Source organism: Leptospira meyeri, from assembly GCF_004368965.1.
GTDB lineage: Bacteria > Spirochaetota > Leptospiria > Leptospirales > Leptospiraceae > Leptospira_A > Leptospira_A meyeri.
In genome coordinates, this window is sequence record NZ_SORO01000001.1 from 2,533,362 (window position 1) to 2,545,629 (window position 12,268).

At 38.3% G+C, this 12,268-nt stretch carries 11 protein-coding genes; 6 read left to right on the forward strand and 5 right to left on the reverse strand.

Annotated features, from left to right (window positions below):
- Window position 1: 1 nt before the first annotated feature.
- Window positions 2-1,879 (reverse strand): alpha/beta fold hydrolase, encoded by a 1,878-nt coding sequence (locus tag CLV96_RS11940; RefSeq protein ID WP_004786758.1) that lies wholly within the window; start codon window positions 1,877-1,879, stop codon window positions 2-4.
- Window positions 1,880-1,971: 92 nt separating this feature from the next.
- Between CLV96_RS11940 and thyX the strand changes: the two genes are divergently transcribed.
- Genes thyX through CLV96_RS11960 form a run of 4 tightly spaced genes read left to right on the forward strand, consistent with a single transcriptional unit; the run spans window position 1,972 to window position 6,355 of the window.
- Window positions 1,972-2,895 carry an FAD-dependent thymidylate synthase gene (gene thyX, locus CLV96_RS11945; RefSeq protein WP_004785915.1) on the forward strand — a complete coding sequence of 308 codons (924 nt, stop codon included), beginning with the start codon at window positions 1,972-1,974 and terminating at the stop codon, window positions 2,893-2,895.
- A 52-nt stretch (window positions 2,896-2,947) separates the two neighbouring features.
- Entirely contained in the window at window positions 2,948-3,661 is a 714-nt protein-coding gene (locus tag CLV96_RS11950; protein ID WP_004786787.1) for a FecR family protein, read from the forward strand.
- On the forward strand, window positions 3,658-5,055 hold the full coding sequence (locus CLV96_RS11955) for a hypothetical protein (RefSeq protein WP_004787744.1): 1,398 nt from the start codon (window positions 3,658-3,660) through the stop codon (window positions 5,053-5,055). The genes CLV96_RS11950 and CLV96_RS11955 overlap by 4 nt, the downstream gene beginning before the upstream one ends.
- A 10-nt stretch (window positions 5,056-5,065) precedes the next feature.
- The gene (locus tag CLV96_RS11960; protein ID WP_004784114.1) at window positions 5,066-6,355 is read left to right on the forward strand and encodes a protein-disulfide reductase DsbD family protein; all 1,290 of its coding nucleotides are present in this window, start codon (window positions 5,066-5,068) and stop codon (window positions 6,353-6,355) included.
- A 46-nt stretch (window positions 6,356-6,401) separates the two neighbouring features.
- Here CLV96_RS11960 and CLV96_RS11965 read toward each other — a convergent pair whose 3' ends face one another.
- Together CLV96_RS11965 and CLV96_RS11970 are read right to left on the reverse strand one after the other, a co-directional pair.
- Window positions 6,402-7,343 carry an NAD(P)H-dependent flavin oxidoreductase gene (locus CLV96_RS11965; protein ID WP_004786765.1) on the reverse strand — a complete coding sequence of 314 codons (942 nt, stop codon included), beginning with the start codon at window positions 7,341-7,343 and terminating at the stop codon, window positions 6,402-6,404.
- 18 nt (window positions 7,344-7,361) lie between these two features.
- Window positions 7,362-7,658 carry a hypothetical protein gene (locus tag CLV96_RS11970; protein WP_004786471.1) on the reverse strand — a complete coding sequence of 99 codons (297 nt, stop codon included), beginning with the start codon at window positions 7,656-7,658 and terminating at the stop codon, window positions 7,362-7,364.
- A 36-nt stretch (window positions 7,659-7,694) separates the two neighbouring features.
- Here CLV96_RS11970 and CLV96_RS11975 point away from each other — a divergent pair, with 36 nt between their 5' ends.
- On the forward strand, window positions 7,695-9,647 hold the full coding sequence (locus tag CLV96_RS11975) for a PP2C family protein-serine/threonine phosphatase (protein WP_004787043.1): 1,953 nt from the start codon (window positions 7,695-7,697) through the stop codon (window positions 9,645-9,647).
- Between the two features lie 62 nt (window positions 9,648-9,709).
- Here the strand turns inward: CLV96_RS11975 and CLV96_RS11980 are convergent, their stop codons facing one another.
- Window positions 9,710-10,747 carry a zinc-binding dehydrogenase gene (locus CLV96_RS11980; RefSeq protein WP_004785804.1) on the reverse strand — a complete coding sequence of 346 codons (1,038 nt, stop codon included), beginning with the start codon at window positions 10,745-10,747 and terminating at the stop codon, window positions 9,710-9,712.
- Complete coding sequence (locus tag CLV96_RS11985; protein ID WP_004786446.1) at window positions 10,744-11,349, reverse strand: hypothetical protein; 606 nt, start codon at window positions 11,347-11,349, stop codon at window positions 10,744-10,746. The genes CLV96_RS11980 and CLV96_RS11985 overlap by 4 nt, the downstream gene beginning before the upstream one ends.
- Before the next feature lie 99 nt (window positions 11,350-11,448).
- Between CLV96_RS11985 and CLV96_RS11990 the strand changes: the two genes are divergently transcribed.
- Window positions 11,449-12,267, forward strand: coding sequence for an adhesin OmpL37 family surface protein (locus tag CLV96_RS11990; RefSeq protein WP_035983108.1), 819 nt, complete (start codon window positions 11,449-11,451; stop codon window positions 12,265-12,267).
- Window position 12,268: the final 1 nt, after the last annotated feature.

A 12,268-nucleotide genomic window follows, 5' to 3' on the forward strand; every position in this document is an offset into this window, starting at 1 on the left:
ATTATTTTAATCCCTGAATCCATTCATCGATCCCTTTACAAATTTTTCTAACCGTTTCTCCATGAAAGATAATTCCAAGGTGACCTTGTTCATAATAAGTGATCACCTTGTTTTCTGATTTGAGATCTTTTAATTCAGTTAATGTTTCTTCAGGAACAATTTTATCAACCGTACCTACCACACTGTAAATTGGCATATTAAAATTATTTAGAAAGTTCTCTGTATAATTGATACGGCCATCGTTTGACCAGAAACTTCTTTCGTTGGAGATTTGGCTTTGGAAAAACTGCATAATCACAGAAACGGATTCTTCGCAAAACACATCTTCCATGAGGAAATACCATTCTGGTGGAGTGATTTCTTTATAGCCCACAAAGTCTTTGATCGTCAAAACTTTGGTTCCAATGTTATAACTAAAACTTCTTAAACTGGAATGTAGGTTCAAAATGAGTTTAAAGAATTTTTTTAAGTCAATGGTCTGGATTGTGGCTTGCATTGAAAAACTAGCCATACTCAAAATCATATCGGAAATCATTTTATGCGGGAGCATACTAAAGCCACGTTTCAATGTATCAAGTCCAATGAAATTGGATTTTAAACTAATATAGTTCGGCGAAGTGATGGACACAATCCCAGCAATGTATTCTTCCGGTTTTGGCAAATTGAATTCTTCTTTCAGTTCTTTAATTTTTTCGTAAGAAGATACATAAAACCGAGGAATCATTCCCCCCATACTGTGACCAAGAACCACTGTCCTTTCACTTGGGTAATGCCAACGAATCCAACGTAAGATTTCCGGAAAGTCATCCTGGATATAATTATCAACAGTCCAGCCTTCTTTTTTTCCATGTTTAGGCATGGTTTGTCTGGATCTACCCCTCATATCCATTAGAAAAACACGATATCCATATTTGAGGGCAAGTTCTTTTGCCAGTTTATCCATAACGGAACGTCTGCAAAAAAAACCAGGAATGAGCAAAATATTTTTTCCCGTATTGTTTAGTTTTTCTGGTGTAAAACTTTTTAAAGATACCGCATAACCATCAGTAGTCGGAATGATAAAGGATGCGTCCATCCTATATTCAATGTTATACTGATGCGATTTGAAAATAATTGAAGTGACCGGCTCTTTTTGGTCTTTTGTCGTTGTGTAAAACAAGTTTCTTGAGTTTGAAACTGTATCAGCTTTTTCAATATTTTTTTGGGCAATGTAATGGTCATTTCCTGATTCCATTTCCTTTGCGACAACAAACTCAATTACATCAAACAAGGAATAAAGTTGGAGTGTGAGTGGACGAATTTTATCTTCAGGAATAGGATCTTTCGTTATCCCCCAGAGGATACCGATCGGATTTTCGTTCACAAAGAGAGGAATTCCGATGGCATGGTTCATCGTTTCAGAAAGTAATACTTTTTTCTCAGGGTGAATTTCTTCTTCTTTGAGATTGATAAAAGTAACTTCAGGCCTTAAACCCTTGTTAAAATCAATAATGGACTTTCGTATAAAGCCTGCAGATTCATTGCGAGGGTCAGCCAAATGGATGGGTCTGGATTTTTTGATGTATTCTTCAATTCCGGGAATTTTTCTGCGCTCAGCAATTTCTTTGAGTTTGAAGTGTGTGGCGGTGGCCACAATTTTCATTTCATCTTGGTCAATGACTTCAAAAATGGAAAAGTTAAAAATGGGATCATCGTTGAAGTCAACTAAGGAAACCATTTTATTTGCGAAGGATTGCCAAATATTTTCCAAAAATTGGAAAGTAGTTTTGGGCACCGGAAAAATGTAAATTTTGTCCGGGTTTACCATAAGACTTTTATTGCTGTCTCTGGTGGAAATTTTGATCAAACGATCTTCCAACGAATTTTCTTCAAGTGCCATTTAGCATCCTTTCTATTTATCAGGCAATACGGGTGCGCTATAACTCTATTTTCGACTTTTCATATGCCTGTGAACTAAAAAATAAAGCTAATATGCAACAATCTGATTTCGAATCCATTTCAAGAGTTTCCGTTCCCGAATTAGACACCATTCTAGGTAAACCATTCCCGATTCTGGACGATGGCTTTGTTCGGCTTGTTGATTACATGGGCTCAGATGAATCGATCGTTCAGGCAGCACGCGTTTCGTACGGAAAAGGAACAAAAAAAGTAAATGAAGACCGTGGACTCATTCGGTATTTGATGCGCCATCGTCACAGCACTCCATTCGAAATGTGCGAACTAAAGCTACATGTTCGAGTTCCAATGGACACTTGGCGGCAATGGATTCGCCACCGTATGGCAAATGTCAATGAATACTCTACGCGTTACTCCGTAGCCATTGACTCGGCTCAAACAACTTTGCCTGGAGAATGGAGAGTCCAATCCATTGGAAACAAACAAGGTAGTGATGGATATTTAGAATCATCCAAGGGCGACCACCTAACAAAAAGAGAAACGGAATTCCAAAAGTTCGCTACTGATATATATAATGAAAGATTAGAAATGGGAGTTGCTCGTGAACAGGCAAGAAAGGATCTTCCTCTTGCAACTTATACAGAGGCATATTGGAAAATAGACCTTCACAATTTACTTCATTTTTTGGCTCTCCGGATGGACGATCATGCGCAGCTAGAAATTCGTCTCTTTGCAAAAACCATTGGTGAACAGATTGTGAAAAAATGGGTTCCAAATGCTTGGGAAGCATTTGTCGACTACCGTCTAAGTGCGTTGAACCTAACCAAATACGATACACAAATCATCCAAGCGTTGAATGCCTCTGGTAAAGAAGGGGCCAAACAAAAGGCAATCGAACTAGGGTTGTTAGATGAACAAGGTTCCACCGCTAAAAAGAGCCGTGAACGTGAGGAATTGGAGTACAAATTAAAAGATATGGGTTTTGCTATTCCTTGGTAAAACTTTATCGTTGTAAATTTATTGATAAAATTGATTGATAAATTCTATCAATATGGTTGTTAGAAGGATTATGAGCCTCAGAATCCTTCTAACCCTTTTTTCCATCCTCCTAACCAGCATTTCCCTTTCTGCGGAAGAATTTGCAGTTGCAACGTTTACCCGTGGTAAGGTGAGTTTTCTCTCTTCCTCTGACTCCTCGAAACTTTGGAAAACTCTCAAAGTCAATGACATCCTCAAGCCAGGGGACCGAATCAAAACAGGCAATGGATCCAAAGTCGATTTTTTATTTAAGGAAACTGAAATTCGAATCCAGCCAAACACTGATTTTACGCTGAAAGAATGGAATACGGAAAATAAAATTGCAAAAGCCTATGTAGAAAAAGGCGCAGCTTGGTTTCGAGTTAGTAATTTTAAAAAAGGAAATTTTGAAGTTTCAACACCTACTACCACTGCTGGTGTTCGTGGAACCGCATTTGGTGTGTTTTACGAAGAAAAAGAAAAAAAAGGATACACTTGTGTTTGTGAAGGACTTGTAAACATCAATGGATCTGAATTTTCTAAAGGAACAGGCGGTGCTGTCAAATTAGGTGCCACTGAGTTGGAAAAAAATGATTACAAAGAACTAATCACAAAAGACGGTGCTACCATTAAGTTCAAAGAAAAACGAAAAGACAACCCTATGTTGTCCAGATGCCTGCCTTGCCATAAACCAGTAGGTTGGGAAGACAATAGTTTTACACCGGACGAAACTTACGGTAAAAAGTGAAATTTTATTTAAAATTTTTTGTATTTATCTACTTCTTCACCTATCCAGTTTTTGGTGAGGAAGTAGTCACAACTAAAAAAGACGAACCGGATGGCTACTATGGATTAAAACTTGGAGCCATCTTAACTCCTACACTTTCTTATCGCATTAGAGACAAAGCTTCGGGAACTACAGACTTATCCCCCTCTGACAAAGCCGGATTTTCTCTTCCTTGGACTATGGTGACCATATCGAAAGAATGGGAAGATACAGGAATCAAGGCCGAATTTTGGGGAGAAATCCTCCGTAACGATGCATTAACGAACGATACGTTAGCTGATACCGGAAATAAATCTAACCCTTACGTATTTTTGGTTAGGCGAGCAAATCTGGCAAAAACTTTCGAATTAGGAAATACAAAACACCAAATTCAATTTGGAATGTTTGAACTTCCGCATATGTTTTCTGTTTGGTCAGGGAACTATGATTGGCGTTATTTTGATAAATCACCATTAGAATCTATGGGTTTTGCAAAAGACCCAGTAGATCTTGGAGTCAATTACATCCTTCGCTGGAAAACATTTTCTGTGCAAACTGCAGTCGTGAATGGAGAAGGATATCGTAATACTCAAAATACGACGAATACCGGTTATGATGTAATTGGAAAGTTAGGATGGGAACCATCCTGGACAGAAAATTTTAAAACAGGTCTTCATATCTTAGGAAGAGCATCGAATGCTTTTGGTTATGCGAGTGATGAATGTCGAGAAGGAAAAACGCGCTGCCTCGTTAATGATGGCAATCCTGCAACTAGAAAGCAGGGAAGTGTTTCACTAAACCAAGAGCAAGTGATTGCTGTTGAATCTCATTTGGTATGGAAAGACACTCTCAATTTAGGATTGGGGGGAATGGCCAAAAAACAATTGGGTGGGGAAATCATCGATAAGTTGGCTCCATACCAGCCAGCGACCAAAGTCGCAGAATCTACGGGAAGGGGCGCATACCTTTGGGCAGGGCTCGGCAATGGAACCCTCCGGCTTGTCATGCGAGGAGAAATTGCAACAGGCGGACCATCACCAGGTTTACGTGCCACTGAGACAGTGGAACGAGAGCCTTGGTTGAGATTCAAACCGGGAACCACGGAGCCTCTTTACTCCGATCAGTCTTATTACATTACAAGGCAAATCTTTGGAGAATGGTTTATGACTCCTTCGGCCAGGTTGGCAATAGGATATACGGAGGTGCATTCGTATGATTCTAAAGGTGAACCAAATAAATGGTATGTAGACAGTACCGGGGAAGCATCAAATCGTGTCGAATATATAGAACAGTTTTCAAAACCAGCGACACATCCGATTTCTGAATACGGAAGATTGGATCGAAGTATTGTTTTGAAAGCCACAGCCACGTTCTAAGAAAGCGAGTATGGTATCTGAAATCCAAACCTTTATAGAATCCCAATTGTCTTCTGGTTCCTTTTCCATTTATAGTTTTTTCTTTTTGGCCTTAGGTGGATTACTAGCTGGTCTCCTGCCCTGTGTGTATCCTTTATATCCCATCACGGCAGGAATTCTAAAATCCCGAGTTACGAATCATAAATGGTCACATCCTTTCGTTTATTATGTGGGTCTGGCTAGTATGTACGCACTTTTTGGCCTTATTGCGGGCTTCAGTGGAGGAGCATTCAATTCATTCCTACGATATCCTGAAACACAAGTTTTCCTTTCTATTTTGTTATTTGTTTTGGGCCTCAGTGTTGCTGAATTTTTATATTTTCCTTTTTTTTCAGGTGACTTAAGAAATTCAGCAAATGTAAGTTATGCGAATACTTTCTTTTTGGGAGCCGGTGCGGGCCTTCTTTCCTCTCCTTGTGTGGGTCCTGTTGTGGTATCGATTCTTGTCCAACTCATTGCTTACCAAACAGAAGGGATTAGTTTAGTTCCCATTCTTTTTACTTCATTAAAAATGTTTGTGTTTGGTTTAGGTCTTGGGATTCCTTTTTTACTGATTGGAGTTTTTGGTTTCGCCCTTCCGAAATCGGGAAAGTGGATGAAGTCCGTTCAGTGGATTCTTGCCTTGATGATTTTGTATTTTTCTTTTACTTACTTAGAAAAAGCTTTCGTACTTTGGGGTTTTGATCCAATTCTTTCTTTAAAAGTATTTTTCCTTTGGTCCTTGGCTTTGGTCTTTTTCTATTTGCAAAAGAAAGAAGGTCTGCCTCACGAAAAAATGAAACAGGCACTTTTACAAATGTGCGCTTTTACTTCCCTTGTCGTTCTCCTTATGCTTTTGCAATCCGGGGCAGGAAGATTTCAAACCGAATCATCTTATCTAAAAACAAACTCAAGTCCAACAGAAGTTCATGGAAATTTGGAATGGCAACGTTCGGCGGAAGCAGTGTATCGGATCGCTAAGGAAACAAAAAAGCCAATATTTATCGACTTTTTTGCTGATTGGTGTACAAACTGCAAAGAGTTCCAAAAACTTACGCTTTCGCATAAGGAATGGAATGAAACTTTTAAAAATAAGGCCATCCTTTGGAAAGTCTATGATACCGATTCCATTTTCGAAGAGTTTGCAAACAATCCTAATTATCCAGAACTAAAAATTGGTTTACCATTTTTTCTCATCTTAGATGCGGACGGAAAGATGATCTACAAATCGAATGATTATTTAGATACCAAAGGTATGATCGAAGCAGTTCGAAAATTTTAATTTTTAAAACGAACCGGTCTATCTGACCGATTCGCATATCTACTGTTTAGCGAGGAAGGCTGTTTAACGTCGACAAGTATTCGCTTGCAATTTCTTTTACAATTTCGCCAGCAGGTTTCACTTCGTGGATTTGAGCTACTCCTTGTCCGGCAGACCAAATATCTCTCCAACGTTTGTATTCTTGTTCAATTGCTTTTTCTCCACCAGCATGACCGGCCGCAATTTTTTTCGGACCATCCTCTAAAATATCAGGAGAACGTTCTACCGATTTTGATAACCAATTGGCAGGTATTCCTGAAATTTTTTCAGTATAAATAATTTCATCAGGGCTTGAATCAATTAACATTTGTTTGTATTCATTTTGTGCCCTGGACTCTGGAGTTGCAATAAAACGAGTTCCAATGTACACAGCATCTGCTCCTAAAGACAAGGCCGCCGCCATTTGTGATCCAGTGGAAATGGCTCCTGCTGCAATGACTGGAAGTCCAACTTCTTTTTTTAAGTAAGGAATTAATGCAAAAGGAGTGATGGCGCCTGCATGCCCGCCAGCTCCTTGGGAGACGGCAATGAGAGCATCAGCTCCTGACTTTGCAACAATATTTGCGTGTTTGAGTGTGGTCACGTCGCAAAACAATGTAGATCCATTCGCTTTAATCTCTTTTGCAATGGTTCGAGGAGTTCCTAAACTTGTAATGATAAGTTCCACTTTTAAATCCATAACGACTTCAAATTGTTTTGCCCAATTTGGATTATGTTCTTTGTGAAGGATCAAATTGACACCGATTGGTTTTTTAGTTTTGGACCGAATTTCTAATATACCTTCGCGGAGCTGTTCAGGGGTTCTATAGTTTAATGAGGGAAAACATCCGATCCCACCAGCCTCTGAAACTGCTACTACTAACTCCGGATAAGAGACAAGGAACATTGGAGCTGCAATGATCGGTAGATCAATTTTTAACATTTCACTGATTTTTGTTTTGATTTTCATAAATCTCCTGTTATACGATTATGGTTGGGTAGGTTTTGGAATTAGATTGGGTAATTCGACAGGATATCTTCCTGTACGAGGAATACAACTCATGGCAAAACCTTGGATAATGTAACAGAGGGAATCCTTCGAAATACACTTTAGGGATTTTTGATACTCTTGTCCGTCGATTTCCATTGCTATGGAATAACATTCCATTTTGTCTTCCACGAATAGTTCTTGGGCAGTTTTCTCTTCTTGGGCCACCAGAGTGGAAAGAGACAATAAGAGGAAGGAGAGTAGATAAAAAAATGATAGGAATCGATTGCGATTCATTGAACGTATCCTGCTTGATCCTATAGGAATTAAATTTTGAAAGAAGTCAAATCATATAAATCGATTCACACTTTCTTACAGTTTGTTCTTTATTTCGGGTTTTCGATCCAGCTATTCGGATGTTTGGATTTGCAATCGGAAGTCACCCCTGATCGACAGTTTCAACAGTCGATTTATCTTTTGGACAGGTATTATTATTGGTCTTCCGAGGAAGTAAAAGACCCAAGCGTCATTCCAAACAATGTTTGGCAAAAAATGGATCCTGACCGCCTTGGATTTGAAACTTTGAAAGGCCAATATCTTTATGTTAAATTTAGCGATCAGTTTGTTAGACAACTCAAAAGCCCTGTGCTTTACGTTGAAATAGCTTTGGAACAATTTAAACTTTTTCAAGGAAAAGAATTTGTTTTTGAATCCAGATTCCAAGATCATTTTTTTCCTTATATCATTCCGTTAAATCAAAACCCATCTGGATCGATTATCATTCAGTTTCAATCGAGATATCGTGGTTTTATTGGAATGGATAGAAAGGTATTTTTCAAAGATCATTCCATGGCACTAGTGGATTTGTTTTTAGACAATTTTGCTGAAACCTTTTTTGCGCCGATTTTACTTGTCCTTTCCATTATTTTTCTTGGATTCTATTTTCTCAGAAAAAGAGAGATGATATTCCTGAATTTTTCAATTCTTCTATTTTCCGCCTCACTTATAGAAGGTTTAAATGGATTCGTTGGTTTTTCACTAAGTCAGTTCTCTTATATAGTCACTCCCTTAACATATATTAATTTTGGATTTTTCCCATTTGCACTTTTGCTTTTTTTGATTGGAATCTTTCCTCCTTTCTTTCGCAATTTATTTAAGATTCTCGCAGGTATTCATATCATAGTTTTTATCATATCGATTGTAAGTAATTATGAAAATGGAGTTTCGTTTCTAAACAGTGAAGACGATTACAATTGGGTAATTGTATTGGAAGCTGTGATCACAATTTTTTCTTCAGTCTATGTTTTGGTTAAGGGCAATAAAAATTTGCAAACGATTACCTTGGGTTTACTCTTTATCGTATTTGCAGGTCTACATGATATTTTAGTTGATCTAGAACTACTCTCACATAATCAGAGGATCATACATTTTGGATTTTTTATGATGTTGGTTTTGTTTGGTTTTTATGTATTCAAACATTATTGGCAACTTTTACATTCGATTAACAGGATGAATGCGGAGTTACGTAGCAAAAACAAAGAACTACAGAGGTTAATTCAAATTGATAAGGATTTGGCTTTGGCTCATGCTCTCCAAAAATCTTTATTATCATCTAAATACAATGAAGATGATCGGATTAGAATCATCGGTTTTTCGCAGAATTTAGAATCTGTAGGAGGAGATTACTTTGATCATACAAAAGATAGTATGGGAAATTGGGCAATTCTTATGGCAGATGTGTCGGGGCATGGGATCTCTTCTGCGATGGTAGCCGCCATGTCTAAAATGGCTTTTGTAGGGGCAGGTGCATATTTACAATTTCCATCCAGGGTTTTTCATTCAATGAACAGGCATTTGGTTGGGAAAACAAAAAATCTATTTATTACTGCCTCCTATGTATTTATTGATACCGAATCGTATACGGCTACATTCAGCAATGCAGGCCATCCTGGATTTTTCCTCATTCGAAATTCTGAACCAGAAGTTATTCATTTAAACGTGAAAGGAAAACCTCTGGGTTTGTTTTCTCACATCCCTTATGCAGAAGATACAGTGAAATTATTACCCGGAGATAAAATTTTTTTATACACCGACGGAATTTTTGACCTGTTGAATGAAGTTGGTGACAGCTTCGGCGAAGACAGACTCAAATCGCTGTTATGGGACAATCGTTACCAAAAATTTCAGGAATTGGCAACGATTGTTCAGGATTCGCTCTTTCGGTTTTCATCAGGTTGGAAATACCAAATGGACGATTTAAGTTTTTTATTAGTCGAAATTAAATAAAAAATATTCAGACTTAAAACTAAAAAATGAAAACTATCGTTACTTTAACTTTGATCCCAATATTATAATTCTGGGTTGATGATAAACCGAATTGGATTTCCTTTTTTTTCTTCAAGTGCATGTAAAAATTCATTTGTTTCTTCTAACTTATGAACTCCACTAATCGATTTTGTCAGACTAAGTTTTTTATCTTTATAAAGTTGGATGAGTTCGGGAATGGCCCTTCTATCGGAACCATAAGAGCCCGTAATACGGATTTGCCTTTCAATCAGGAAAAAAGGCATCGGTATTTCTAATTTATTTCTACCAATTCCGACAAGAACGATTCTTCCTCCTCGGTTCATGGCTCGAACCGAATTTTCAATGTTTGGCATGAAACCAGAGAAGTCGCATAACAAATCTATGCCACCTGATTTTTCTTTTAAAACTTTGCCAACTTGCATATTCTTTTCAACTAATATAAGTTCATCGGCCCCGTATGCTTTTGCATTTTCCAGAGAACCACTATCGATATCAACAGCAAAAATTCGGCCAGCACCCAATGCTTTAGCAATGGCCACAGCGTGAATTCCCAGTCCTCCACATCCAATGATGGCAACTGTATCACCTGGTTTGATTTCACCCTGGTATTTGACTGCATGATACGGAGTGGAAACAGCATCGGCAAGGATGGCACCTTCCGTAAATGGAATTTCGTCTGGTAAGTTGTGGAGATAACGTTCTTCAATTTGTAAATACTCAGCAAATCCACCGCGTTGGTTAAAACCAAGAACTCCAATTTCTTCGCAAAGATTCTCTCTACCCGCCAAACAGTGTTTACATTTTCCGCAAGAAGTGCCAGCGCTGACAACAACCCGATCACCTTTTTTGAATCGGGTGACTTGTTCTCCTACCTCTTCTACAACACCGGACGTTTCATGTCCAGGAACACAAGGTGTATAAGTAGCCTTCATTTTTCCGTGGAGGACCAAATGAATATCCGAGCCACAAATTCCGCAGGCTTTGACTTTGATTTTTACTTGGTTAGGGAGAAGGGAAGGGAGATCCAAATCTTGGATTTCAAGTGTTCTTGAACCTTGTGGGAGTACTGCTGCTTTCATTGAAAGATTCCATCTAACTCCGTCAACATGTCGCTCGCATCCGTTTCATTTAATTGTTCTAACGTTAGTTCGATTGTATCAGTGAGGTAGTATTTATAATTTTTGTATGTAGATAAAAACTCTTTTAGTTTTTCTTTTTCATCATCGGAAAGTCTGTTTTCCAAATTGAGTTTGCATAGAGCAAGAACGCCAAAAGCTGATTTTAATTCATCAGAGTTGGAAGCAATGGTAAATAACTCTCGAACATCAAGTTCGGCAAAAGTGGGAAGTAAATCAGAGATAAGTTCCATCGCACCAATGGGAATGGCACGATCGAGTGATTTGACATAATTCAGGAGTACTCGATAACTTTTTGAATCACCCACATAAGAGAGAAGATAAACCATACCAGAGAGTAAGGACTTATGGTAACCCCAGCTCAGTCGACCAGAGTCGGCTTCTCGAATGATTTGGTAGATCAGTGCCCAGATGTTTTTATCTCCGTCTGCGGCCAATTTCATCAAATCCAAAAGACGTGATTCCCAGACCGGTTGGTCCATTTCAGATTTCAGGAGGTCGATGGCTTCCAGAGGGGAAGTTGGTAGTGATCCTAACTTTTGCACAGATTCTTCTCCGACATAATTCTAGAATATGAGACGTATATGTCTTTTCTTTTTTATCATGCTAATGTTTTCTGCGTACGACCGAAACTATTTGCATAGATGAAACGTTTTTCGGTCATAGTAATGCTCTTTCTGACAGTGATTGGAGAGATGACACCGGATCAGTCCAGTTCTAAGGCTACTCAGTTAATTCGTGTTAGCTACGGACTTAAGGATAACTACGAGTTTCTACGCATTCTAAATTCCACAATCAGCAACCGCGGAACGGAAGACCAAAAAAAATACTTCAAACGTTGCGTACAACACCATATTGAATCGGAAATTCTGCATCTGCAAATGGATTTGGGTCGTTCTTATTCTGAACTCCGGAGAACACAAGGTTTACTCATCCAATTGTATATTTATGTTTTAGAAGATGAAATCGAAGAATTAGAAGTTGAATTAGGTAGGCTTGCAAGACTTGCCAACGGAAAAGAAAAAACGGAAACTAAATTATACCTAAGGTTGGGATATCGTGAAATCGCTGTTGCGAAACAAAAATTACTGGTAGGAAAAAACATTCGACCTTACCTGTATTTGATGAAACTCCAAGAATTGGCATACTCACTAAAATCTCTTAAACAAGCAGAAAAGTACATTGTCCTTCTTGGTTTATTGCATGATTCGATTGATGAATTTGATAAAGAGACCAGAACTTTTGCTGATATGGTTCATGAAGTCAATCGAATCATTTTTAATGATCGCGAAAAATACTTACGATTGTTGTTTGATAGTCACTTTGATTCCTACGGATCTTTAGATTATTATGAACTGATCTGGAAACAACCGGATCTGCATGAATTGGCTACAGGTATCCCTGGATTTGATCCAGCCTATGTTAGAAACCCTGAAGAAGCCAAACCACCAACGTTTAAATAGT